Below are 21,803 nucleotides of genomic sequence, written 5' to 3' on the forward strand. Positions count from 1 at the left end.
CCCCGCTTCCGTCAACGCTTATGTCCGGGCGCGGTGATATGGCGGCCATGTCAGACGTCGCAATCGTCGGCGGTGGACCGGCCGGACTGAGCGCGGGACTGTTCGCGAGCAAGAACGGCCTCGACACCGTCCTCTTCGACACGGACGGGACGTGGATGCACAAGGCGCACCTGTTCAACTACCTCGGCGTCGGCTCCGTCGGCGGCAGCGAGTTCATGGCGACCGCGCGCCAGCAGGTCGACGACTTCGGCGTCGACCGCCATCAGGGCGAGGAGGTCACCGGCGTCGAGTCGACCGACGACGGCTTCGCCGTGACGACCGAGGAGGACGAGTACGACGCCGACTACGTCGTCCTCGCGACGGGCGCGAACCGCGACCTCGCGGAGGAGCTGGGCTGCGCGTTCGACGACGACGACACCGTCAGCGTCGGCGTCTCGATGGAGACCAGCGTTGAGGGCGCCTACGCGACGGGTGCGATGGCCCGCGCCGAGGAGTGGCAGGCTGTCATCTCCGCGGGCGACGGCGCGGCCGCCGCGCTCAACATCCTCTCGAACGAGAAGGGCGAGCACTACCACGACTTCGACGTTCCGGACACCGCGGCCTCCGTGTTCGGCGACCTGATCGACGACGGGGAGTGAGGCGGCGTCCGGCGCCTCGGTCGCGGGTCGTCGGCTCGACGCGCTCCCTCAGCGGCGCGAGAAGCGCCGTCTGACCGCGCCGACCGCGCGGCTCGCTCGCCGCCCGACCCCCATCGCCGCGAACGCGCCGCGGACGAACCAGTCGGTCGGGATCCGGTCCGGGAACGTCAGCGGGCCGACCCGCGAGACGCCCACCGTCCGCGTCTCCGTGTAGCGCCGGATCCCCTCCGGCCCGTGTCGCCGACCGAGCCCGGAGTCGCCGAACCCCCCCATCGGCGCGTCGTTCGCGCCCCACGTGGCGAGGAACGCGTCGTTGACGTTCACCGTGCCGCAGTCGATCTCGCGGGCGATCTCGGCGCCGCGCTCGCGGTCCGCGGTCCAGACGCTCGCGTTGAGCCCGTAGGGAGAGTCGTTCGCGGCCGCTATCGCCGCGTCGGCGTCCGGGACCGGCGTCACGGCGGCCACGGGCCCGAACGTCTCCTCGCAGGCGACCGTCGCGTCGGGCTCGACGCCGGTCAGTATGGTGGGCTCGTAGCAGGAGGGTCCCACGTCGGGCCGCGCGCGGCCGCCGGTCTCGACGGTCGCGCCGCGCTCGCGGGCGTCCTCGACGTGCGACTCGACCCGGGCCAGCTGGTCGGCGTCGACGAGCGACCCGAGGTCGGCGTCGTAGTCGTACCCCGTGCCGAGCGTCACCGCCTCCGTCTCGCGAACGAACGCGTCGAGGAAGGCGTCGTACGCGGACTCGACGACGTAGATCCGCTCGGCGGAGAGGCAGAGCTGGCCCGCGTTCGAGAAGCAGGCCTGGACCGCGCCGCGGGCGGCCTCCTCGACGTCGGCGTCGCCGAGGACGACGAGCGGGTTGTTGCCGCCGAGCTCCAGCGAACAGCCGATCAGGTTCCGCCCCGCGCGCTCCGCGATCGTCCGCCCGGTCGCCGTGCTGCCGGTGAACGCGACGTAGTCGACCGCGTCGATCAGCGGCGGCCCGACCCGCGGCCCCTCGCCGGTGACCACCTGGAACAGGTCCGCCGGGAGGCCGGCGACCTCCAGCAGTTCGGAGAGCAGGAGGGCCCCGAACGGCGTCTTCTCGTCGGGCTTGAGCACGACCGCGTTGCCGGCGGCCAAGGCGGGGATCGCGTCCGCCATCGAGAGGGTGAGCGGGTAGTTCCACGGCGAGATGACTCCGACGACGCCGACCGGCTCGCGGGTGACCGTCGCGGTCGTGATCCCGGGCGCGACCCCCCGGCGGCGCTCCTCGGCCAGCGCGTCCGGCGCCTCGCTCGCGACGTACGCGCAGCCGGTCGGCACGTCGAACAGCTCCTCGACGGCGGTGCGCCGGGACTTGCCCGTCTCCAACTGCAGGAGGTCGAGCAGCGTCTCGCGACGGTCCGCGACGAGGTCGCCGAACCGGTCGACGACCCGGGCGCGCTCCGCCGCGGGCGTCTCGGCCCACTCGGCCTGCGCGTCTCGCGCGCGCTCGACGGCGGCCGCCACGTCGTCCGCGTCGCAGGCCGGCACGCGTCCGATCCGCTCGCCGGTCGCCGGGGCGAACACGTCGATGGCGTCGTCGCCGTCCGCCGGCCGCGAGCGGGCCACGCGCTCGGGGAGGTCGTCGAGGCGTCGCGAAGCGAGCGTCGGGGCGTCGCCGACCGCGGTGGGGAGATCCGTCGGGGGCATCGGATACCGTGACGACGGTCGGCGGAGGGAAAGCGGTACCGGCGGCGGAGAGGGGGAGGTGGATCGGGCGCCGGTCAGTCCGACGAGTCCTCGCGCCCCTCGACGGGGCCGGCCTCCTGCGCGACGGAGCGGGGTTCGTGCGCGACGGACCCCGTGGCGCCGTGTTCGGTGAGCATGTCGATCACCTCGAGCAGCAGCGAGACGACGAGGGGGCCGACGATGACCCCGACCGCGCCGAGCGTGAGGATGCCGCCGACGAAGCCGACGAAGTACAGCCCCGGGGATATCTTCCCGGTCCAGCCGGCGAGCCGGGTCCGGATCACCGCGTCGGGGACGAAGGCGACGACGACGAGGCCGATCACCAGCACGGCGATCGCTCGCCCGGGCTGACCGACGAGTACGTCGCCGGCGCCGAGAGCGACGATGAGGATGCTCGGGCCGACCACGGGGATGAACTGGAGGACGCCGGCGATCACGGCCAGCAGGACCGGCGAGCCGTAGCCGAGGACGCGGAACACCACGAGCGCGAGGAGGAACGTCGCCGCCGCCGTCGCCGCCTGAAGCACGTAGATCGAGTACAGCGTCCGTCGCGTCCGCTCGTGGAGCCGAGCGGGGACGTCGTGGTATTCCGGCGGCAGGACGCCGAAGACGGCGGCGCCGACCGCTCCCGGCCGGTAGAGGATGCCGTACACGAGGAAGGTGAACACGACGAGCTCCAAGACGAGGACGGGCGCCGCGCCCGCCAGCGCGAGCGCGACGTCGCGGACGAAGGCCTCGGCGGCCGCGACGTACGGCGCGACCTCGATCGCCGTCTCGAAGTCGCCGACGCTGATCGGGACGACGTCTGGAATCCCTTCGAGGATGGCGATCAGCTCCGCCCGGCGCCGGTACAGCGCGTACAGGAGCGGCGCCACGAGGAGCGTGGCGCCGAGGAAGGCGACCGCGGTGGCGACGCCGCAGGCGATCCGGCGTGGGAGTCCCCGGCCGACGAGCCGCTGCCGGAGGGGGTACAGGACGTACGCGACGGTGACCGCGAAGACGACCGTCCGCAGCACCTCCGCCAGCACGGCCGCCGCGAGCGTCGCCAGGGCGACGAACAGGGCGGCCAACAGCCGCTGCCGGTTGAGAACCATGTCACCCCGTCGCGATCGGCGAGGAAAGTCGTTGTGGTGGTCGCGGCCCGCCTCGAACCCGTACCGGGCGCCCGAGACCACAGCACCTAACCTCGCGCCTCCCCGAGGACGCCCATGCGCATCGACCCGTTCGGCCTCGAACGCTGGTTCGCGGAGCACGAACACGAGGCCGACATCATGCTGGCCGAGAGCGGCGTCCGGTCGCTCGACGCGAGTCGGTTCGACCTCGACCCGGGGAAGCTCGGCTACGTCATCCCGACGAACGGCGACCCCGAGTTCCGGGCGTCCGTCGGCGACCGCTACGACCGGTCCGCCGACGAGGTCCTCTTCACGTGCGGCACCCAGGAGGCGAACTTCCTGACGTTCCTCTCGCTGCTCGGCGACGAGACCGCCGTCGACGGGGAGGGCGGGGAGACCGGCGTCGGCTCCGGCACCCACGCCGTCGTCGTCACGCCCACGTACCAGGCGCTCCACGCCGTGCCGGACGCCTTCGGGGACGTGACCCGCGTCGAGTTGGAGCCGCCCGAGTGGGAGCTGGACCCCGGCGCGGTCGCCGACGCGGCCCGCGACGACACCGCCGTGATCGTCGTCAACAACCCGAACAACCCCACCGGACAGTACCACGACGAGGCGGCGATGCGAGCGGTGTACGACGTCGCGGTCGAGCGCGACGCCTACCTGCTCTGCGACGAGGTGTACCGCCTGCTCGCCGACGAGCCGCAGCCGCCGGTCGCGAGCTACGGCGCGCACGGGATCTCGACCACGAGCCTGACGAAAGCGTACGGGCTCGCCGGGCTGCGGTTCGGCTGGATCGCCGGCCCGGAGCCCGTCGTCGAGCGCGCGTGGCAGTGGAAGGACTACACGACCATCTCGCCGAGCCTGTTCGGCCAACACGTCGCGAAGCAGGCGCTCGGCGCGCGCGAGGACCGCATCTTGACCGAGAACCGCGAGCTGGCGGCGGACCACCGCGATCGGGTCGCGGACTGGGTCGACGAGCACGGCCTCGACTGGCTCGACCCGGTCGGCGTCAACGCGTTCGTTACGGTCCCCGACGGGTTCGACGACGCGGAGGCGTTCTGCCGGACGGTCGTCGACGAGGCGAGCGTCGTCCTCGCGCCCGGGAACCTGTTCGGCTTCCCGGGCCGGTTCCGGATCGGGTTCGGGCTCCCCACTGAGGAGTTAGCAGACGGGCTCGACCGCGTGAGCCGCGTGATCGAGGAGCGTGCGGCGGCGTCCGACGCGGCCGCGACGAGCGGAGGTGACGCCTGATGGGCCTGCTCGGCGACCTCAAGGACGACGTGGTCGGGCTCGTCCGCGACCCGACCGACGAGCAGAAGATCCTGGTGACCGCGGCCGTCGCCATCGCGATCGCCGACCGCGCGCTCTACTTCGTCGAATTCCCGTTCGTCGTGCGGACGACGGCCGCGGTCGGCGTCGGCTTCATCGTCATGTTCCTCGTCAGCTACCTGTACACGGGACAGTTCGTCCCGCCGGACGGGAACGTCGACGACGACGAGGAGCCGGAGGAGTACGTCGACGAGCTCGACCCGTAGACCGCTTTTTTCCGCGATCGGGGCGCCCTACGTCGCCGCGGCCGACGCCGCCGCCGCGCCGCCGGCCCCGGCCGACCCGCTTCCGCTCGCGTAGTTCACCGCGTCGCCCCAGTCGACCGGGGGACGCCGGGGTCGCCGTCGTCGCCGGCCTCGACGTCGCTCCGGAGGTCGCGGTGATCGTAGTCCGGGTCGCGGAGCCGCTCCGCGAGGCCGGGCGTCACGGCGACGCGTTTCACCGTCCGGCCGACGTCGCCGATCGACCCGTCGTCGAGGCCGAACTCCACGTCGTAGCCGCGCACGTGGGCGTCGCCGAACTCGTCGTGCAGCGCCGCGGCGGCGCGGGCGGCGTGGCGGTAGACGCCGTCCGTCCCGGGGTCGGCCGTCGCGAGCGGGACCCGGACCACGGGGACGTACACCGGGTCGCCGTCGTCGTGTTCGGCGACCTCGTGAAGGCCGGTGGACGACGGCGCGTCGGCCCCCTCGCGGAGCGGCGCGTCGGTGGGCGCGGGCAGGTCGCCGCCGAGCGCGTCGGCGACGCGGTCGACCCGGTCGTCGGACGAGCGGAGGACGTACGCGACGACGCCGGCGAGGAGCGCGACTCCGGCCGAGATCACCGCGCCGGCGAGCACGAGCCCGTCGCCGCTCAGGGGGATCGCGGCCGGGTCGGCGGAGGCGACGCTCGGGGTCGCGGCGTCGCCGATAGCGGCGGTCGAGGTCGGTGCGTCCGACGAGAGGGGAGCGAACGGGGACACGCCCGGCGATCTAACTCGGCTCCTGTTGAGTGTTTCCCCTCCGCGGGAGCAGCCGGATCGTCCGGTCCGGGCCCTCGGAACGGCCTCGGCCGCCGGACCGATTCCGGCAGCGCCGCGGTTCCAAACCGTTTATACCCGCCCCGCGGGAAATGGCGTTCATGCCGCGAGAGCAGAAGCAGGTTCGCGAACTCCAGGAGGGCAGCTACGTGATGATGGACGACGCGCCCTGTAAGATCAACCACTACAGCACCGCCAAACCCGGAAAACACGGCAGCGCGAAGGCACGCGTCGAGGGGAAGGGCGTCTTCGACGACAAGAAGCGCTCGCTCTCGCAGCCGGTCGACGCGAAGGTGTGGGTCCCGATCATCGAGCGCAAGCAGGGACAGGTCGTCAACGTCAGCGGTGACGAGGTCCAGGTGATGGACTTAGACACCTACGACACGTTCACGATGCGTATCCCCGAGGGCGAGGACTTCACCTCGGACGACAACATCGAGTACCTCGACTACGAGGGCCAACGGAAGATCATCGGGTAGTCGGCATGTTCCCCGGGGCGACGACCGACCGCGAAGCTGCTTCCCACGTGGTCGTCGGCGCTCCGCTCGACGCCACGACCACTTTTCAGCCGGGCGCCCGGTTCGGACCGGACCGGGTCCGGCGATTCGCCGAGACGTACGACGACTACGACCGCCGCACGGACAGCCGCTTCTCCGCGCTGGGCGTCCACGACGCCGGCGACGTGCGTCCCTGGGACGACGTGCCGGCGTACCTCGACCACCTCGCCGCCGAACTGCGGAGCGTCGTCTACGACGGCGCCGTCCCCCTCCTCCTCGGCGGCGAGCACACGGTCACCTACGCCGGCGTCGACGCGGTGGAACCCGACGCCCTCGTCGTCGTCGACGCGCACCTCGACCTCCGCGAGGCGTACGACGGGACCCCGTGGAACCACGCCTGCGTCACGCGCCGCTGTCTCGACGACCTGGGCGTCGACCGCGCGGTGATCGTCGGCGCCCGGACCGGCTCCGAGGCGGAGTGGGACCGCGCGGCCGAGGCCGACGTGGAGGCCGTCGCGCCCGAGGACGCTCGCGACTGGCTCGACGCCCTCGACGGCGACGCCTTCGCGGACGAGTCGGTCTACTGCTCCGTCGACGTCGACGGGCTCGACCCGGGGTACGCCCCCGGAACCGGAACGATGGAGCCGTTCGGACTCGAACCGCGCGAGGTCCGGGACCTCGTGCGCGCCGTCGCGCCCCGGGCCGACGGGTTCGACGTCGTCGAGGTGAACGACCGCGACGACGGGCAGGCGGCGGCGGTCGCGGGCAAACTGCTGCGGGATTTCGTGTTCGCGCGCGCGGCGGCCCGCGAGGACGAGTCGGGCGAGTGACGGACGGGAGCGTTACGAGACCTCCGAGAGGCGTTTCCGCGCGGCCGTCACCGCCTCCATCGCATCGATCCACTCGCGGGGGTCGGTACACCAGATACGGTCGCCTTCGACGCTGACACAGAAGACGGACTCTCCGGAGGGAGCGAGCGTGACGCGGTCGACGTCGGGGCGGTCGCCGAGGTACGCGTCGATGAGCCGTCGGGCGGTCTCCGCCTCCGACCGGAGGCGGTTCCCCTCGGCGTACTCGATGGCTATCTCTGCCATAGTGGCGCGTTAGAACTACACGATTAATAACTACTGTTTTCTGGCAGCGATTGCGGGTTTCCCGGTTCGACGGCCGCCGACCTCCCCTGCCGCCGGCTCACCGGTCGTCGAACACGACCTCGCCGTCGACGACCGTCAGGGCGACGTCGATGTCGTCGATGGCGTCGGACGCCTCCCACGGCGAGTCGTCGAGCGCGACGAGGTCGGCCCGCTTCCCGGGTTCGATCGTCCCGAGTCGGTCCTCTTCGAAGCCGGCGTAGGCGGCGCCGCTCGTGTACGCGCGCAGCGCCTCGGTGACCGTGAGCCGCTGGGGCTCTGCCGGGGCGGTGACCGCGTGGTGGACGCCGACGAGCGGGTCCATCGGCATCCCGTCGGAGCCGAAGGCGAGCTCGACCCCCGCGTCGAGCATGTCGCGGTAGCGGTTCGTCTCGGCGGTGCGCTCGGGTCCCAGTCGCTCCTCGTAGAGGCCACCCTCGCCCGCCCACTTCAGGAAGTTCGGCTGGACGCTCGCGACGACGCCGGTCTCCGCGAGCCGCGCTATCGCGTCGTCGTCGGCCAGTTCGACGTGTTCGATCCGGTGGCGCGCCTCGCCCGCGTCAGTCTCCGAGGCGTCCTCGTAGGCGTCCAGCACGGCGTCGACCGCCTCGTCGCCGATGGCGTGGGCGGTGAACTGGAAGCCCGCCTCGGTCGCGGCCGCGACCGCCTCGTCCAGCTCCTCGGGGTCGACGACCCACTGCCCGGTCTCGTCGGGGGCGTCCGCGTACGGCGCCGAGAGGCGGGCCGTCCGACCGCCGAGGCTCCCGTCCGTGTAGGACTTGATCGCGCCGGTCTCGACGAACTCGCTCCCCGCGTTCGTGGCGAGGCCGACCTCCCGCACCGCGTCGAGGTGGTCGCTCCAGTAGTTGATCCGGACGCGGGCGGTGAGTTCGCCGGCCGCGTCGAGGTCGCGGTAGACCCGCGGGGCGTGCGAGTCGCGGACCATGTCGTGGAAGCCGGTGATCCCGCGCTCGGCGCACTGGTCGAGCGCGGCCTCGACGACGGCGCGCGTCTCCTCGCGGTCCGGCTCGACCGCACGGTAGATCGGATCGATGGCGGCCTCGAGGAGGACCCCGGTCGGCTCGCCGTCCTCGGTCGGCACCGTCCCGTCAGGCGCGTCGGCGAGCACCTCCGCGAAGCGGTCGAGCGCGACGCCGTTGACCGCCGCGACGTGCATGTCCTCGCGGAACGCCGCGACCGGACGCTCGGCCGAGACGCGGTCGAGGTCCGCGCGGGTCAGGTAGCGCGACTCGTCCCAGGTCGACTCGTCGTAGCCGTAGCCCAACACCCACTCGCCGGTCCCGCCGCCGTCGCTCGCCTCGTCGCCCCCGCCGGCCGCCTCGTCGCCCCCGCCGGCCGCCTCGCCGCCGCTCTCCTCCCGTTCCACTTCCGCCGCGCGCTCCGCGAGCAGGTCGACGGCCGCTCCGGGGGAGTCGGCCGCGGAGAGGTCCGCGTGGACGAGGTACCGCCCCACGGTCGTCAGGTGGGTGTGCGCGTCGACGAACCCGGGGAGGAGCACGCGCCCGCCGAGGTCGACCACGTCGGTGTCGACGCCCGCGAGCAGCTCCACGTCGTGGGTCCGCCCGGTCCTGACGACCGCACCGTCGCGCACGGCGACGGCCTCCGCGACCTCGTCGCCGCCGTCGTCCGGGTCCGCGAGCGTGTGTACCTCTCCGTTCACGAAGATCCGGTCCGCGGCCTCTGTCATGGGACTTCGGCGGGCGCACAGCGTGTTAACCGTTCGGGAACCGGTCGGACGGCGGCGCCGGCGGCCGCCGACTGAACCGGCCGCCGGGAACGGGCGACCGATTTATTCGCTCGCCCGTCGAACCGTCGCGTATGTACGACAACGTGCTCCTCCCGACCGACGGCAGCGTCGGCGTCGACCGCGCGACCGACCACGCGATAGACGCCGCCGACCGCTACGACGCGACGCTTCACGTTCTCTACGTGGTCGACAGCGACGTGGTGAACGCCTACTCCGGCGACGAGTTCGTCGACGGCGCCGAGGGCGCCGAGGAGACACTCGAAGAGAGCGGCCGCGAGGCGCTCGACGCGGTCGCGTCCCGCGCGAACGAGGCCGACGTCGAGACCGTCACCGCGCTGCGGTACGGCGTCCCCCACGAGGAGATCCTCCGGTACGTCGACGAGGCGGACGTGGACCTCACGGTGATGGGGTCGAAGACGCGCTCCGGCGGCTACCGACGGATGCTCGGCTCCGTCACCGAGCGCGTCTCCCGGCAGTCGACCGCGCCCGTGAGCATCGTGAAGACGACCGTGGACGCCTGACCGGAGTCGGCGCCCGGGGCTCGGGAGCGGAACCCAGGCCCCGCGGCCGCCTCACAACCGTTCTCGCACGTCCTCGGCGACCGCGGACAGCGCCGCCTCCGCGGTCGGCACGCGGTCGGCGAGGCTACAGAACCCGTGCGCCATCGCCGGGTAGTGACGGTGCTCGACCGCGGTCCCCTCGCGCCCGAACCGCTCCGCGAGCGCGGCGCCGTCGTCGCGCAGGGGGTCGAACCCGGCGGTGACGACCGTCGCGGGGGGCAGGTCGCCGAGGTGGGCCGCCCGGAGCGGCACCGCGTAGGGGTTCGCGGCGTCGACCGGGCTCCGGAGGTACTGCTCGTAGAACCACCGCATGTCCGCGCGGGTGAGGAGGGGGCCGTCGGCGTTCTCCCGGTAGGAGTCCGTCTCGAAGTCGTGGCCGGCGATCGGATAGAGCAGGAACTGGCCGGTGGGGGTCGGCGGCTCGTCGAACTCCCGGGCGCGAAGCGACGCGGCGACCGCGAGCGCGCCGCCCGCGCTGGTGCCAGAGACGCCGAGCCGAGCGGGGTCGACGCCGAGCGCGTCGGCGGCCTCCGCGACCCACCCGACCGCCGCGGCCGCCTCGTCGACCGCGACCGGGAAGGGATGTTCCGGGGCGAGGCGGTAGTCGACGGAGACGACGACGGCGCCGGCGCGGACGGCGAGCTCGCGGCAGATCCCGTCGACCGAGTCGAGCGTCCCGAGCGTCCACCCGCCCCCGTGGAAGTGGACGAGGGCGCGGCCCGGCTCGCCGTCGGCCGCGTCGAGCGCGGTCCCCGGCCGGTACGCCCGCACCGGCACCTCCCCGTGCGGGCCGTCGAACGCCAGGTCGCGGACCTCGGCCACCGGCGGCTCGGGCGGCCCGGAGAACAGGTCGTCCTCGAGGTCGCGGGCGGCCGCGACGGAGAGGTCGCTCCACGCGGGCAGGCCCAGCGACTCGATCTCGTCGATCGCCGCGGCGAGGTCCGGGTCGAGTTCGTCCGCGCGCATACCGGGGCGAGGCGGTGGGCCTTTGTAAGTCGGTCGGCAATTCCGGGCGATGGACGTCCGGCTGACCTACGAGGACGGCACGGTCCGGATCGACGCGGACGCCGACCTCGCGCCCGACGCGCTCCCGCCGCTCCCGGGGGTCGAGACCGACCCCCGGACCGGGACGGGTCGGGCGCCCGCGCACCGCTACGCCGAACTCCGGCGGGCGCTTCAGGTGGCCGGCGTCTCGGTCGACGACCGCGTCCTCGACGCGAGCGACCGCGCGGCGAGCGAGGCGGGGCTGCCGGACGCGCTCGCGACGGACTACGACCTCCGCGAGTACCAGCGCGAGGCGTTGGACGCGTGGCGCGAGGCGGACGACCGCGGCGTGATCGAACTCCCGACCGGGGCGGGCAAGACCGTGATCGCGGTCCGCGCGATGGTCGACCTGGGCGTCCCGACGCTCGTGGTCGTCCCCACCGTCGACCTCCTCGACCAGTGGCAGCGCGAACTCGAACGCGAGTTCGACGCCCCGATCGGTCGGTTCGGCGGCGGCGAGCAGCGCCGGGAGGCGGTCACGGTGTCGACGTACGACTCGGCGTACCTGAAGGCCGACGGCGTCGGCGACGCCTTCGAGTTCGTCGTCTTCGACGAGGTCCACCACTTGGGCGGCGAGGGGTACCGCGACGCCGCCCGCCTCCTCGCCGCGCCCGCGCGGCTCGGCCTCACCGCCACCTTCGAGCGCCCGGACGGGGCTCACGAGGTCGTCGCCGACCTGGTCGGCGAGCGCGTCTACGCGCTCGACGTGGACGACCTGGCGGGCGACCACCTCGCGCCCTACGACATCCGGCGGATCGAGGTGGAGCTGACGGCGGAAGAGCGCGAGCGATACGACGAGAGGCAGGGCACCTTCGTCGAGTACGTGCGCGACGCCGGCATCACGTTCTCGAGCGGCAGCGACTACCAGGAGCTCGTCAAGCGCTCGGGCAACGACCCCGCGGCCCGCGAGGCCCTGCTCGCGAAGCAGGACGCCCGCGAGATCATGATGAACGCCGACCGCAAGGTCGAGCGGCTCGCCGAGATATTGGAGCGCCACCGCGACGACCGCGTCATCGTGTTCACGGCCCACACCGACCTCGTCTACCGCCTCTCCGAGCGCTTCCTCCTGCCCGCGATCACCGCCGAGACGGGCGCCAAGGAGCGCCGCGAGATCTTGGAGCGCTTCCGCGACGGCACCTACAGCCGGGTCGTCGCCGCCAACGTCCTCGACGAGGGAGTCGACGTGCCCGACGCGAACGTGGCGGTCCTGCTCTCCGGCTCGGGCAGCGAGCGCGAGTTCACCCAGCGGCTCGGCCGCGTGCTTCGCCCGAAGGAGGATGGCGGGCGGGCGACGCTGTACGAGCTCGTCAGCGCCGAGACCGCCGAGGAGCGGGTGGCGAGCCGGCGGCGATAAGCCGGAACGGTCGGGAGGGGATATTTAAATTCCTGTGAGCGGCTGGTACAATTTTTATGAAAGACGATGCGGCGGCGCGTGCCGACGAGCGCCCGATAGGGCGCGAGGAGCACGCGCGAGGGACGCGGCGACCGGAGCGAAGCGAAGGGAGCCGCGAGGCTGGGGAGGCGTGAGGTGCGGTTCGGGGGGACTCAAAGGGGCAGTCGCGAGGGCGGCGCAGGCGACGTAAGGACCGCAAGGAGGGAGCGGAGCGACCGACTGAGGACCGCAGCGAGCGTGCGCCGCCCTCGCGACTGGGGCTTTGGAGGTGGTCACCACGACTGCGCCGTCGGGTCCGTAACCTGAGAGAACCGCCCGCGATTAATCGTCGCCGTCGACGTCCAGCGAGCGCTTCTCGCCGAGCTCCTGTTCGAGGCTGCCGCGCTCCCAGCTCCGGACGGCGTCGCCCTCGACCTCGGCGCGGAGCTTCTCCTCTAAGAGGTTCACGGCGACGCTGTTGGCGCCCTCCGGAATGATCACGTCGGCGTGCTTCTTCGAGGGCTCGATGAACTGCTCGTGCATCGGCTTCACCGTCGAGAGGTACTGGTCGATGACGCCCTCTAGGTCGCGGCCGCGCTCGATCACGTCTCGCCGAATCCGACGGAGAATCCGCACGTCGGCGTCGGTCTCGACGAACAGCCGGAGGTCCATCATGTCGTTTATCTCCTCGTCGTACAGCGCTAAGATTCCCTCCAAGACGATCACGTCGGTCGGCTCGACGGTGACGCGCTCGTCTTTGCGGTTGTGGACCTCGAAGTCGTACTGGGGCATCTCGACGGACTGGCCCTCCAAGAGCGCCTCCAAGTGCTCCCTGAGCAGCTCCCACTCGAACGCCGAGGGGTGGTCGTAGTTGACCTCCTGACGCTCCTCGAACTCGAGGTGCGAGAGGTCCTCGTAGTAGTTGTCCAGCGGGATCCGGGTGACGCTGTCGCCGAGGTCGCGGGTGACGAGCCGGGAGACCGTCGTCTTCCCGGCGCCCGTCCCGCCCGCGATCCCGATCACGAACGAGGGAATGGCCATATCGCCGTTCGAACGCCGGAGGGTTTGAACGCTCCCTTTCCTCGCCGCGTGCGGTCCCCGTCACCGCTGCGCACGCACCGGGGGCCGCCGCGCGTCGCACGTCCGGCGACCTGCGTGTGAACCGATCGCAACTGTACGACCGGCGCGGATAAAACGCTACCGGGGGCACCTTTTAGCCGGTCGGAGCGGATCCGGGTCGTATGCGAACAGACACCACGGTTCGTGACGTGATGCACCGCGAGTTCCTCGGCGTCAGCGAGTCGGACTCGCTCCCGGACGCGGCCGCGCTGCTGGTCGACGAGGAGACGAACTGTCTGGTCGTCGTGCGCGGCGGCGAGCCGGTCGGACGCCTGGAGTCCCGCGACGCGCTCGACGCGCTGCTGGACGCGACGACCGCCGGATCGGACGACGGTCCGGCCCCTGCCGACCTCACCGTCGCCGACGTGATGGGCCCGCCGCTGCCGGCGGTGGCGCCCGACGACTCGCTGGCGGCGGTCGAGGAGCGCCTCGTCGCGGAGGGGGCGGACCGCGTCGTCGCGGTGGCGGACGGGGAGGCCGTCGGCGTCGTCACGGACGGCGACGCGCTCGCCGCGGGCGCGCCGCGGACGGGCACCGGCACCGAGGCCTTCGGCGAGGAGCCCGCGGCGGGCGAGCCCGGGCCCGACGGAGCGGTGCTGTCGACCGCGGCCGCCGCGGACACCGACGCGGAGCGGCGCGCCGAGGCGACGATGGACTCCGAGGCGGCGGAGCGTGCGGCGGTCGCGACGCGGGACGAGACCGCCGACACCGACGGCGGCGCCGACGCGACCGGCGGCGCGGACGGGGGATCGACCCAGGGCGTCTGCGAGAACTGCGGCGCGCTCGTCCCCGACCTCGTCACCGCGAACGGGCAGGCCGTCTGCCCGAACTGCCGCGAGATCTGAGCCCGCACCGAGGCGAGCGATCCGCCGGCCGGCAGCCTCAACACGCCGCGAGCCGAAGGCGTGCGCATGGGCGAGTCGGACGCGCGGGTCGAGCCGGCGACCGCCGACGACGTCGACGCCGTCACCGACATGTGGGTCTCGCTCGCGGCCGGCCAGCGGGAGCACGGCGCCACGCTCCGCGCCGAGGCGAACCGCGCGACCGTCCGCGAGTGGGTCGCACAGTCGGTCGTCACGGGCGAGCTGTTCGTCGCTCGCGCTCCGCCTCCCGGGGCGGAGACGGAGGGGGGAGGAGACGGAACATCCGATCCGGTCGGCTTCGTCGGCTTCTCGCTCGAACGCGGCGACTACGAGCGCGACGCCGTCCGCGGGACCGTCAGCAACCTCTACGTGGTCCCGGAGCGCCGCGGGGAGGGGATCGGCGCGGCGCTGCTCGACGCGGCGGAGCGCGAACTCGCCGAGGCGGGCGCCGAACACGTGGCACTGGAGGCGCTCGCCGACAACGACCGCGCCCGGGCGTTCTACGCGGCGCGGGGCTACGACCTCCACCGGGTCGAACTGACGAAGTCGCTGGGCGACGCCGAGGCCGAGTTGCCCGACTCCGAGGCCGAGTCGCATGACGGTGAGGGCGCGGATCCGACCGACGAAAGCGGCTGACCCCGGCCGGGTTCGCGGAAAGCGACACGCACTCATAGGAGGACCGAGTACGACCGCACGCGCCAGGGGAGCATGGGTGGTTCATGCACTCGACTTGTAATCGAGACTTCCGGGGTTCAAATCCCTGCCCTGGCTTCGACCCCGTCACGACCATCCGCGGGCATTTCTTAAGTAGCCCCGACGCACACGTCGGGTATGGACTCGTCGGATCGCGCGCTGCTCGGCGTGGCCGGGATCGTCGGCGCGCTCGTGGTCGCGATCGCGTTCGCGGGCGGCGTCCTCTTCGGCTTCGGGGAGTCGGCCGCGCGCCCGATCCGACTTCTCGCGGTCGAGCCCCTCACGTGGATCGTGATCGCCGCGCTGGTCGTCGCGGTCGTCGGGAACGCGTACATCGACTGACCGCGGGCGGGCGCACGGATCGCGACCGAAGTCCGCTGACTCACCGCACGACCGTGACCGGCACCGGCGACCGCTGGAACACCGTCTTCGCCACGTTGCCGACGAACAGGCGGTCGGCCAGCGACCCGCTGTGGGTGCCCAAGACGACCACGTCGAACTCCTCGGCCCGGTCGATTATCTGACGCGCGGGGCGGCCCGTCTCCACGGCCGTCTCGACGGTCGCGTCGTACTCGGCCGCGATCTCCCGCGCCCGTTCGAACACCGGCGCGGCGGCCTCGCGGACCCCGTCTTCGCCGTCGTCCGACAGCGCGATCCCCGCGGCCTGTCCCATCATCGGCGACGCGCCGCCGACCACTGTCAGCACGGTTATCTCGGCGTCGGGGTGTCCGTCGAGCGCGTACCGGAGCGCGCGCTCGGAGAGGTCTGAGCCGTCCATCGCCACGAGTACGCGCTCGATCATGCCGGCGGTACGCGCCGTCTCCTGATAAACCCAAGTGGTGATACGGGTCGGGCGGGCCGACCGGTCGCATCCTCACCCGTCGACGTCCTCGATGACCCGGACGAGGGCGTCGAGCGCCCGCTCTGCGGCGCCCCGCTTCACCGCGTCGCGGTCGCCGTCGAGGACGGCCCGCTCGGTTCGCACGAACGACTCCCCGGTGCCCCACGGCGCGGCGTGCGCGACGCCGAAGTAAACGAGCCCGACCGGTTTCTCGTCGGTCCCGCCCGTCGGTCCGGCGATGCCGGTCGTCGCGACCGCCCAGTCCGCGTCCGCCCGGTCGCGGGCGCCCGCCGCCATCTCGCGGACCACCGGCTCGCTCACGGCGCCGTGCGCGTCGAGCGACTCGCGTGAGACGCCGAGCAGCTCGCGCTTGGCGTCGTAGGTGTACGTCACGAAGCCGCGGTCGAAGTAGGCGCTCGCGCCCGGGGCGTCCGTCACTCGCGAGCCGACGAGGCCGCCCGTGAGCGACTCCGCGGTCGCGAGCGTCTCGTCGCGGTCGGCGAGGAGCGCGTTCAGGCGCTCGGCGGGGTCCGTCGCGTCGTCCATACGGGCCACTCCGAGCGAGGCGCCCCTGAGGTTTACGCCCCGGCGCGTCGAACGGCGACCGTGACCGACACCGACTGGGACGAGCGCTTCGCGTCGGGGGAGTACCCCCGGGCGCCGGAGCCGTCTCCCGTGCTTCGCGCATACGAGCCGTCGCTGCCCGGCGGTCGCGCGCTCGACGTCGCCGCCGGCACCGGCCGGAACGCGGTGTTCCTCGCGGACCGCGGCTACGACGTCGACGCGCTCGACGCCTCGGCGGCGGGGCTCCGGATCGTCCGCGAGCGCGCCGCCGAACGCGGCGTCGCCGACCGGATCGAGACGATAGCGGCGGACGCGACGACGCACGAACTCCCGGCGGAGGCGTACGACCTCGTCACGATGAGCTACTTCCACACCCTCGACCGCTTCGCCGACCTCGTCGCGTCGCTCTCGCCCGGCGGGTACCTCTTCGTCGAGGGCCACCTCCGCTCGGCGGAGCCGTCGCCGTCGGGGCCGAGCGACGACCGCTACCGCTTCGCGGCGAACGAACTGCTCCGCGCCGGACTCGGGCTGAGCGTGCGCTACTACGACGAGACGACGACGGAGCGCCCCGGCGACCGCCGCCGCGCGACGGCGCGGCTCTTGGCGCGGAAGTCGACCGGCGGCCGGCAGTCGTATCCGCCGCGACCCGACGCGCCCGCCCGATGGCCGGGGGACGAGCGCGACTCGGCGGGCGCAGACGACGCCGCGGGCGACTCCGCGGCCGCGGGCGAGAAGGGCCCGTGAGCGACGGCGACCCCGCGTCGCCCGCGGCCGCCCTCCGGTCGCTCGTGGCGCGCGCCGTCGACGTCGACCCCGAGCGCCTCGACGAGCGAGTCGACACCCTCGAACGCGGACGCGCATCTGCGGACGACGAGGCGACCGAGAGCGGACCGGCCGGCGAGGGCGCGGTCAGCGGCGACATCGGGACCCCCGCCGGGCGACTGGCCGCCCTCGTCGGCGAGTCCGAGAGCGTCGTCGCCGTCGTCCCGCGGTTCGAGGCCGACCTCGCCCGTCGGCTGAACGCGGCGCTGGCGGCGGGAGACGACGGGGGCGACGGCGCGACCGACACCGAACCCGACGCGGTCGCGCCGCGAGAGGCCCGCGTCGTGTTCACCGGCGCCGCGGCCGACCGACTCGCCGGAGCGACGGGGCCGGTAGTCCGGCGCGCGCTCGCCGACCGCGGCGTCGACGCGTACCGACACGACGGCGACTCGCCGGTCGCGGTGGCGCTCGGCGACGACCGCGCCGTCGTCGGACTGGTCGACGACGCGGGGGTCGCCGCGCTACTGTGGACGGACGACCCCGCGGTCCGCGAGTGGGCGGCCGCGACCTGCCGTCGCTACCTCGACGCGGCCGAACGGGTGACCGACGACTGAGCGGTCGGATCACACCGGACGGGTCGGTCCCCCGGTCCGCTTTTCAGGACCGGCGTCGAAGCACCGGCATGAAAGCGCTACTGCTGTTGGTGGCCGGAATCGGCGGACTGCTCGAAGCCGTCGCCCCGCGGCGCGCCGTCGCGCTGTGGACGCGCGCGCTCTACCGGAACGCCGGCGAGGCGGAGCCGCGCGAGTGGGTGTACGCGGCCGCGAAGGTCGAGGGAACGCTGGTGGCGGCCGGCGCGCTCGTGGGGCTGTTCCGCCTCGCGACCGCGGAGGACGACGGTGCGGACGGTGGCGACGACGTGACGGGCGGTGACGCGAACGGCAGCGACGCGGACGAAGCGTGAGCCGGTAGCCCGCCGGCGGCGCGGGTCGGGCTACCCGAACGTATATTTGACCGGTCGCGGTATGAGTTGTCATGTCGAGGCCAGCTTCGGACGCCCGGTCGGCGGACGCGTCGAGCCTCCGCGTGCTCCACGTCGACGACGACCCGGCCTACCTCGACCTGACCGCGACCTACCTCGAACGGATCGACGAGGCGTTCGCGGTGACCTCCGAGACCGACGTGGACGACGCCTTAGCGACGCTCGACCACGAGGCGATCGACTGCGTCGTCTCCGACTACGACATGCCGCAGGCCGACGGCCTGGAGCTCCTCCAGCGGGTCCGAGACCGCGGGATCGAGATCCCCTTCGTGCTGTTCACCGGGAAGGGGAGCGAGGAGATAGCGAGCGAGGCCATCTCGGCCGGCGCGACGGACTACATCCAGAAGCGCGGCGGGAACGACCAGTACGAGGTGCTGGCCAACCGGGTCCGCAACGCGGTCGACCAGCACCGGTCGCGGGTCGCGCTCGCCGAGAGCGAAGAGCGGCTCTCGCGGTTCATCGACCAGTCGCCGCTGGGGACGATCGAGTACGACGCCGACTTCCGGATCGTCCGGGCGAACCCCGCCGCGGAGGAGATCCTCGGCTACGACGAGTCGGAGCTCCTCGGCGGGACGTGGCTCCCGTTCGTCCCCGCGTCCGAGCGCCGACACGTCGCCGCGCTCGAACGCGACCTCCTCTCGGACAAGGGCGGGTACCAGAGCGTCAACGAGAACGTTCGCGGCGACGGCCAGCGGATCCGCTGCGCGTGGCACAACCAGGTGGTGACCGACGCCGACGGGGCGGTGATAGGCGTGTTCTCCCAGTTCGAGGACGTGACCGAGGAGACGGCGCGCAAACGCGAGATCGAACGGACGAACGCCGTGCTGTCGACCGCCCTCGACGCGCTCCCCGTGGGGATGCTCGTCGAGGACGCCGACAGGCGGGTGATACGCGTGAATCAGCGGCTCTTCGACCTGTTCGGCCTCGACGGCGACCCGGAGGACGCCACCGGGCTCGACTGCCGGGAGCTCGCCGCCGACCTGAGCGGGGAGTTCGCCGACCCGGGGGAGTTCGTCGCGCGGATCGAGCGCGTCGTCGACGCCGGGGTCCCGGTGAACGACGAGCGGCTGGCGCTCGCCGACGGGACGGCGCTGATCCGGACGTACCGACCGATCGACCTGCCGGGCGGCGACGGCCACCTCTGGGCCTACCGGCGGGCGAAACGGCCGGAGTGAGACGGCGGGCGGCGTCGGTCGACGCCAGCGTCCGGGCCGGGCTCAGTCGTTCGTGGAGTCGGCCTCGGCGCTCTCGAACGGCCGCTCCTCCTCGGGCCGGTCGCCGGTCAGCAGCACGTGGCAGTCGCGACACCGCGCCTCGTAGGACTCCTCCGCGCCGACGAGGATCGTCGGGTCGTCGGCGTGGGCGGGCTCGCCCTCGATGAGCCGCTGGTTCCGGGAGGCGGGCTCGCCGCAGACCGAGCAGATGGCCTGGAGCTTGTCGACGTACTCGGCGGTCGCCATGAGCTGCGGAACCGGGTCGAACGGCTCGCCGCGGAACGTCTGGTCGGTGCCGGAGACGATCACGCGGCTGCCGCGGTCCGCGAGCGCGTTACAGACCTCGACGAGCGCGTCCGAGAAGAAGTTCGCCTCGTCGATCGCGACGACCTCGGCCGGGTCGTCGTCGAGGATGTCGAGGGGGCCGTCGCCCTCGTTGTCGACGACCGTCGCCTCCCACTGGCGGCCCGTGTGGCTGCCGATCGTCGCCTCGCCGTAGCGGTCGTCAACCGCGGGCGTGTAGACGGCGACCGACTGCCCGGCGATCTCGGAGCGCCGGAGCCGGCGGAGCAGCTCCTCGGTCTTGCCCGAGAACATCGACCCGGAGATGACCTCGATCCAGCCGGATCGAGTGATGGCGTGCATACCGGATCGGGCCGGAGCCAGCGACAAAACCGTTTCTCTCCGGGCGCGCTTTACTCGCGGAGCCGGAGCTGGCCCGCCGTCGACGCGGCGTCAGACCGCGGTCGCGACGCCGACGGCGACGGCGGCGACGAGGACGTACGCCGCCGCGGAAGCGGCCCAGTCGCGCCGGATCGGGCCGAGCCGCTGGCGCGGGAGCCCCGGGGCGCGGGGGAGCGGGACGAGCGCGAAGAAGCCGACCATGAGGGCGAACTGCGCGACGCCGGCGACCGCGAGCGCGACGCCGACTCCGAGGCCGAGCGCCGCCTGAATCGCCGAGACGAGGCCGACGAACAGCAGCCCCGAACCGGCCCCGGCGACGTAGTGGACCCACGTCGCCAAGCGCTCGGGCGCGTCGTCGACGGGCGTGTCGGTGAGCACGCCCGCGGCGACCTTCGGCGCCGTCGTCCCCTCGGGCAGCCGCGCCATCACCGGGTCCATCGCGAGCGTCGCGGCGAGTCCGACTACCGGCCCGAGCGCGAGGCCGGCGAGCAGCGAGAGCGTCGTCATAGGATGGATCACGGGCGGGAACGGTTTCACTCCGTCGGCGAGGGAAGGCGGCGGGGGAAAGCGGCGGTGGAAGGAGGCGGGGAAAGCGGCGGGCGGACGGCGTTCGGGCGGGCGACTCAGTCCCCGCGCGGGACGACCGTCTCGCCGCCGATCACGACCCGCGAGACGTCGGCCTGTCCCGCGCGCCTGACGACGGCGCGGGCGAGGTCGCGCGCGCCGGCGAGGTTGTCCGAGTCGCCGTCGAGAACGAGGAGGTCGGCGTCGGCGCCGGGCTCGACCACGCCGCGGTTCAGCCCGGCTATCTCGGCGCCGTTGACCGTCGCCATCCGCAGCACTTCGCGGGCGGGGAGGTCGGCGAGCTTCGCCGCGAACTCCATCTCGCGGAACATCGACGGCGAGTCGGTCATCACGTTGTCGGTGCCGAGCGCGACGGTGGTGCGCTCCGCCAGCTCGCGGATCGGCGGCACGCCGACGTTCGTCACGAGGTTCGAGCGCGGGCAGACGACGACCGGGGTCCCGCGGTCGGCGAGGCGTTCGAGGTGGATCGGCTCGGCGTGGACCATGTGGACGAGGAAGTCGGGGTCGAGGTCCATCGCGGGGTTGACGTCTGCGGCGTCGCGCTCGCCGGCGTGGATCCCGAAGGGCTTGCCGGCGTCGCGCGCCGCCGCCCGGACCGCGTCGAAGTCGGCGTCGCGGGCGCCCGAGGCGCCGTACCCGTCGGCGACCGAGAGCACGTCGGGGTCGTCGCGGCCGAAGACGACGGCGTCGATCGCGCGGCCGCCGAACGAGACCCCCTCGCCGGCGAGCGCGTCCCGCAGGGCGCGCACGCCCTCGACGCCCCCTTCACGGAACTCCAGGAACGTGCCGGTGCCGGTCGACTCCATGTACCGGAGGGTGCGCGCCATCGCGGCGACCTTCTCCCCGCGGTCGGCCGCGCGGAGGAGCCGGTGTTTCAGCCCGTCCGGCGGCGCGACCAGTTCGTCGAGCGAGAGCCCCTCGCCCGCCTCCTTGGCGATCGAGTCGCCGATGTGGGTGTGGGCGTTGACGAACGCCGGGAGGATCACCGCGTCGCTCTCGACCGACGCCTCCTCGACCCGGACGATCTCGCCGTCGGCGACGACCACTCGGCCCTCTACCGGCTCGAAGTGGGGCCCGACCAGCGCCGTTCCCTCCAAGTGCATACCGGGGGTCGCCAGCCCGGGCATAAAACGTCACGGGTGCGGGTTCAGGGGCGGGTCGGTGTCGGTCTCGGCGTTCAGCAGCGCCTGAAACGGGTCGATCCACTCGTTCCGGGGCCGGCGGTTTTCCCGGTGCGCGTCGGTCACGGCGACACGTC

Annotated in this window: 26 protein-coding genes and 1 tRNA gene; 15 read left to right on the forward strand and 12 right to left on the reverse strand. The window is 72.9% G+C overall.

Translation table 11 applies throughout. From position 1 onward, the window contains the following. Nucleotides 1-47 precede the first annotated feature (47 nt). Nucleotides 48-638 carry an NAD(P)/FAD-dependent oxidoreductase gene (locus tag EXE50_RS03580; protein WP_121600638.1) on the forward strand — a complete coding sequence of 197 codons (591 nt, stop codon included), beginning with the start codon at nt 48-50 and terminating at the stop codon, nt 636-638. A 48-nt stretch (nt 639-686) separates the two neighbouring features. On the opposite strand, the gene EXE50_RS03585 is transcribed toward EXE50_RS03580, so the two are convergent. Then, nucleotides 687-2,312 (reverse strand): succinic semialdehyde dehydrogenase, encoded by a 1,626-nt coding sequence (locus EXE50_RS03585; protein WP_137704392.1) that lies wholly within the window; start codon nt 2,310-2,312, stop codon nt 687-689. A gap of 74 nt (nt 2,313-2,386) precedes the next feature. Beyond that, entirely contained in the window at nt 2,387-3,445 is a 1,059-nt protein-coding gene (locus EXE50_RS03590; RefSeq protein WP_137704393.1) for an AI-2E family transporter, read from the reverse strand. Between the two features lie 114 nt (nt 3,446-3,559). Here EXE50_RS03590 and EXE50_RS03595 point away from each other — a divergent pair, with 114 nt between their 5' ends. Both EXE50_RS03595 and EXE50_RS03600 read left to right on the forward strand, forming a co-directional pair. Next, on the forward strand, nt 3,560-4,714 hold the full coding sequence (locus EXE50_RS03595) for an aminotransferase class I/II-fold pyridoxal phosphate-dependent enzyme (protein ID WP_137704394.1): 1,155 nt from the start codon (nt 3,560-3,562) through the stop codon (nt 4,712-4,714). Beyond that, entirely contained in the window at nt 4,714-4,998 is a 285-nt protein-coding gene (locus EXE50_RS03600) for a hypothetical protein (RefSeq protein WP_137704395.1), read from the forward strand. The genes EXE50_RS03595 and EXE50_RS03600 overlap by 1 nt, the downstream gene beginning before the upstream one ends. A 95-nt stretch (nt 4,999-5,093) precedes the next feature. Here the strand turns inward: EXE50_RS03600 and EXE50_RS03605 are convergent, their stop codons facing one another. Continuing rightward, the gene (locus EXE50_RS03605) at nt 5,094-5,750 is read right to left on the reverse strand and encodes a hypothetical protein (RefSeq protein WP_241982621.1); all 657 of its coding nucleotides are present in this window, start codon (nt 5,748-5,750) and stop codon (nt 5,094-5,096) included. A 158-nt stretch (nt 5,751-5,908) separates the two neighbouring features. Here EXE50_RS03605 and EXE50_RS03610 point away from each other — a divergent pair, with 158 nt between their 5' ends. Together EXE50_RS03610 and speB are read left to right on the forward strand one after the other, a co-directional pair. Further along, nucleotides 5,909-6,286, forward strand: a complete 378-nt coding sequence (locus tag EXE50_RS03610; RefSeq protein WP_017344606.1) for a translation initiation factor IF-5A — start codon at nt 5,909-5,911, stop codon at nt 6,284-6,286. A gap of 5 nt (nt 6,287-6,291) precedes the next feature. Further along, nucleotides 6,292-7,134: an agmatinase gene (gene speB, locus EXE50_RS03615; protein ID WP_137704396.1), complete on the forward strand. Its 843-nt coding sequence runs from the start codon at nt 6,292-6,294 to the stop codon at nt 7,132-7,134. A gap of 12 nt (nt 7,135-7,146) precedes the next feature. On the opposite strand, the gene EXE50_RS03620 is transcribed toward speB, so the two are convergent. Both EXE50_RS03620 and EXE50_RS03625 read right to left on the reverse strand, forming a co-directional pair. Next, nucleotides 7,147-7,398: a hypothetical protein gene (locus tag EXE50_RS03620; RefSeq protein WP_053772633.1), complete on the reverse strand. Its 252-nt coding sequence runs from the start codon at nt 7,396-7,398 to the stop codon at nt 7,147-7,149. A gap of 97 nt (nt 7,399-7,495) precedes the next feature. Beyond that, a complete protein-coding gene (locus EXE50_RS03625; protein WP_137704397.1) occupies nt 7,496-9,142 on the reverse strand; it encodes an amidohydrolase in 1,647 nt (548 codons plus the stop codon). Between the two features lie 131 nt (nt 9,143-9,273). On the opposite strand from EXE50_RS03625, the gene EXE50_RS03630 reads away from it, so the two are divergent. Beyond that, the gene (locus EXE50_RS03630; protein WP_053772635.1) at nt 9,274-9,723 is read left to right on the forward strand and encodes a universal stress protein; all 450 of its coding nucleotides are present in this window, start codon (nt 9,274-9,276) and stop codon (nt 9,721-9,723) included. Between the two features lie 51 nt (nt 9,724-9,774). Here the strand turns inward: EXE50_RS03630 and EXE50_RS03635 are convergent, their stop codons facing one another. Continuing rightward, on the reverse strand, nt 9,775-10,728 hold the full coding sequence (locus tag EXE50_RS03635; protein ID WP_053772636.1) for an alpha/beta hydrolase: 954 nt from the start codon (nt 10,726-10,728) through the stop codon (nt 9,775-9,777). A gap of 49 nt (nt 10,729-10,777) precedes the next feature. On the opposite strand from EXE50_RS03635, the gene EXE50_RS03640 reads away from it, so the two are divergent. Beyond that, on the forward strand, nt 10,778-12,160 hold the full coding sequence (locus EXE50_RS03640) for a DEAD/DEAH box helicase family protein (RefSeq protein WP_137704398.1): 1,383 nt from the start codon (nt 10,778-10,780) through the stop codon (nt 12,158-12,160). A 360-nt stretch (nt 12,161-12,520) separates the two neighbouring features. Here EXE50_RS03640 and udk read toward each other — a convergent pair whose 3' ends face one another. Beyond that, on the reverse strand, nt 12,521-13,219 hold the full coding sequence (udk, locus tag EXE50_RS03645; RefSeq protein WP_053772638.1) for a uridine kinase: 699 nt from the start codon (nt 13,217-13,219) through the stop codon (nt 12,521-12,523). A 200-nt stretch (nt 13,220-13,419) separates the two neighbouring features. Here udk and EXE50_RS03650 point away from each other — a divergent pair, with 200 nt between their 5' ends. The 4 genes from EXE50_RS03650 (at nt 13,420) to EXE50_RS03665 (ending at nt 15,195) form a co-directional block, all read left to right on the forward strand. Further along, a complete protein-coding gene (locus EXE50_RS03650; RefSeq protein WP_137704399.1) occupies nt 13,420-14,142 on the forward strand; it encodes a cyclic nucleotide-binding/CBS domain-containing protein in 723 nt (240 codons plus the stop codon). A gap of 66 nt (nt 14,143-14,208) precedes the next feature. Beyond that, complete coding sequence (locus EXE50_RS03655) at nt 14,209-14,796, forward strand: GNAT family N-acetyltransferase (RefSeq protein ID WP_053772640.1); 588 nt, start codon at nt 14,209-14,211, stop codon at nt 14,794-14,796. A gap of 61 nt (nt 14,797-14,857) precedes the next feature. Then, nucleotides 14,858-14,931: transfer RNA gene (locus EXE50_RS03660), tRNA-Thr, on the forward strand. Between the two features lie 60 nt (nt 14,932-14,991). Next, nucleotides 14,992-15,195 carry a hypothetical protein gene (locus tag EXE50_RS03665; RefSeq protein WP_053772641.1) on the forward strand — a complete coding sequence of 68 codons (204 nt, stop codon included), beginning with the start codon at nt 14,992-14,994 and terminating at the stop codon, nt 15,193-15,195. 40 nt (nt 15,196-15,235) lie between these two features. Here the strand turns inward: EXE50_RS03665 and EXE50_RS03670 are convergent, their stop codons facing one another. Together EXE50_RS03670 and EXE50_RS03675 are read right to left on the reverse strand one after the other, a co-directional pair. Further along, entirely contained in the window at nt 15,236-15,655 is a 420-nt protein-coding gene (locus EXE50_RS03670; RefSeq protein ID WP_053772642.1) for a universal stress protein, read from the reverse strand. A gap of 72 nt (nt 15,656-15,727) precedes the next feature. Then, nucleotides 15,728-16,240, reverse strand: a complete 513-nt coding sequence (locus EXE50_RS03675; protein ID WP_121600650.1) for a CinA family protein — start codon at nt 16,238-16,240, stop codon at nt 15,728-15,730. Nucleotides 16,241-16,300: 60 nt separating this feature from the next. Here EXE50_RS03675 and EXE50_RS03680 point away from each other — a divergent pair, with 60 nt between their 5' ends. From EXE50_RS03680 to EXE50_RS03695, 4 genes are all read left to right on the forward strand, one after another. Beyond that, on the forward strand, nt 16,301-17,002 hold the full coding sequence (locus tag EXE50_RS03680; protein ID WP_053772644.1) for a bifunctional 2-polyprenyl-6-hydroxyphenol methylase/3-demethylubiquinol 3-O-methyltransferase UbiG: 702 nt from the start codon (nt 16,301-16,303) through the stop codon (nt 17,000-17,002). After that, nucleotides 16,999-17,634 carry a hypothetical protein gene (locus EXE50_RS03685; RefSeq protein WP_053772645.1) on the forward strand — a complete coding sequence of 212 codons (636 nt, stop codon included), beginning with the start codon at nt 16,999-17,001 and terminating at the stop codon, nt 17,632-17,634. Before EXE50_RS03680 ends, EXE50_RS03685 begins: the two co-directional genes overlap by 4 nt. 68 nt (nt 17,635-17,702) lie before the next feature. Further along, on the forward strand, nt 17,703-17,984 hold the full coding sequence (locus tag EXE50_RS03690; protein ID WP_053772646.1) for a hypothetical protein: 282 nt from the start codon (nt 17,703-17,705) through the stop codon (nt 17,982-17,984). Nucleotides 17,985-18,055: 71 nt separating this feature from the next. Then, nucleotides 18,056-19,237, forward strand: coding sequence for a PAS domain S-box protein (locus EXE50_RS03695; RefSeq protein ID WP_053772647.1), 1,182 nt, complete (start codon nt 18,056-18,058; stop codon nt 19,235-19,237). 42 nt (nt 19,238-19,279) lie between these two features. Here the strand turns inward: EXE50_RS03695 and EXE50_RS03700 are convergent, their stop codons facing one another. The 3 genes from EXE50_RS03700 to EXE50_RS03710 form a co-directional block, all read right to left on the reverse strand. Beyond that, on the reverse strand, nt 19,280-19,921 hold the full coding sequence (locus tag EXE50_RS03700; RefSeq protein ID WP_053772648.1) for a thymidine kinase: 642 nt from the start codon (nt 19,919-19,921) through the stop codon (nt 19,280-19,282). 90 nt (nt 19,922-20,011) lie between these two features. Further along, nucleotides 20,012-20,467 carry a hypothetical protein gene (locus tag EXE50_RS03705; RefSeq protein WP_053772649.1) on the reverse strand — a complete coding sequence of 152 codons (456 nt, stop codon included), beginning with the start codon at nt 20,465-20,467 and terminating at the stop codon, nt 20,012-20,014. A 116-nt stretch (nt 20,468-20,583) separates the two neighbouring features. Further along, complete coding sequence (locus EXE50_RS03710; RefSeq protein ID WP_053772650.1) at nt 20,584-21,648, reverse strand: amidohydrolase family protein; 1,065 nt, start codon at nt 21,646-21,648, stop codon at nt 20,584-20,586. Between the last annotated feature and the right edge of the window lie 155 nt (nt 21,649-21,803).

It is taken from the genome of Halorubrum sp. ARQ200, from assembly GCF_005435115.1.
Classification (GTDB): Archaea; Halobacteriota; Halobacteria; order Halobacteriales; family Haloferacaceae; genus Halorubrum; species Halorubrum tropicale.

Coding starts and splice junctions, on each gene's coding strand:
- EXE50_RS03580 (WP_121600638.1), top strand. CDS start 48: ATGTCAGACGTCGCAATCGTCGGCGGTGGACCGGCCGGACTGAGCGCG.
- EXE50_RS03585 (WP_137704392.1), bottom strand. CDS start 2,312: ATGCCCCCGACGGATCTCCCCACCGCGGTCGGCGACGCCCCGACGCTC.
- EXE50_RS03590 (WP_137704393.1), bottom strand. CDS start 3,445: ATGGTTCTCAACCGGCAGCGGCTGTTGGCCGCCCTGTTCGTCGCCCTG.
- EXE50_RS03595 (WP_137704394.1), top strand. CDS start 3,560: ATGCGCATCGACCCGTTCGGCCTCGAACGCTGGTTCGCGGAGCACGAA.
- EXE50_RS03600 (WP_137704395.1), top strand. CDS start 4,714: ATGGGCCTGCTCGGCGACCTCAAGGACGACGTGGTCGGGCTCGTCCGC.
- EXE50_RS03610 (WP_017344606.1), top strand. CDS start 5,909: ATGCCGCGAGAGCAGAAGCAGGTTCGCGAACTCCAGGAGGGCAGCTAC.
- speB (WP_137704396.1), top strand. CDS start 6,292: ATGTTCCCCGGGGCGACGACCGACCGCGAAGCTGCTTCCCACGTGGTC.
- EXE50_RS03620 (WP_053772633.1), bottom strand. CDS start 7,398: ATGGCAGAGATAGCCATCGAGTACGCCGAGGGGAACCGCCTCCGGTCG.
- EXE50_RS03625 (WP_137704397.1), bottom strand. CDS start 9,142: ATGACAGAGGCCGCGGACCGGATCTTCGTGAACGGAGAGGTACACACG.
- EXE50_RS03630 (WP_053772635.1), top strand. CDS start 9,274: ATGTACGACAACGTGCTCCTCCCGACCGACGGCAGCGTCGGCGTCGAC.
- EXE50_RS03635 (WP_053772636.1), bottom strand. CDS start 10,728: ATGCGCGCGGACGAACTCGACCCGGACCTCGCCGCGGCGATCGACGAG.
- EXE50_RS03640 (WP_137704398.1), top strand. CDS start 10,778: ATGGACGTCCGGCTGACCTACGAGGACGGCACGGTCCGGATCGACGCG.
- udk (WP_053772638.1), bottom strand. CDS start 13,219: ATGGCCATTCCCTCGTTCGTGATCGGGATCGCGGGCGGGACGGGCGCC.
- EXE50_RS03650 (WP_137704399.1), top strand. CDS start 13,420: ATGCGAACAGACACCACGGTTCGTGACGTGATGCACCGCGAGTTCCTC.
- EXE50_RS03655 (WP_053772640.1), top strand. CDS start 14,209: ATGGGCGAGTCGGACGCGCGGGTCGAGCCGGCGACCGCCGACGACGTC.
- EXE50_RS03665 (WP_053772641.1), top strand. CDS start 14,992: ATGGACTCGTCGGATCGCGCGCTGCTCGGCGTGGCCGGGATCGTCGGC.
- EXE50_RS03670 (WP_053772642.1), bottom strand. CDS start 15,655: ATGATCGAGCGCGTACTCGTGGCGATGGACGGCTCAGACCTCTCCGAG.
- EXE50_RS03675 (WP_121600650.1), bottom strand. CDS start 16,240: ATGGACGACGCGACGGACCCCGCCGAGCGCCTGAACGCGCTCCTCGCC.
- EXE50_RS03690 (WP_053772646.1), top strand. CDS start 17,703: ATGAAAGCGCTACTGCTGTTGGTGGCCGGAATCGGCGGACTGCTCGAA.
- EXE50_RS03695 (WP_053772647.1), top strand. CDS start 18,056: ATGTCGAGGCCAGCTTCGGACGCCCGGTCGGCGGACGCGTCGAGCCTC.
- EXE50_RS03700 (WP_053772648.1), bottom strand. CDS start 19,921: ATGCACGCCATCACTCGATCCGGCTGGATCGAGGTCATCTCCGGGTCG.
- EXE50_RS03705 (WP_053772649.1), bottom strand. CDS start 20,467: ATGACGACGCTCTCGCTGCTCGCCGGCCTCGCGCTCGGGCCGGTAGTC.
- EXE50_RS03710 (WP_053772650.1), bottom strand. CDS start 21,648: ATGCACTTGGAGGGAACGGCGCTGGTCGGGCCCCACTTCGAGCCGGTA.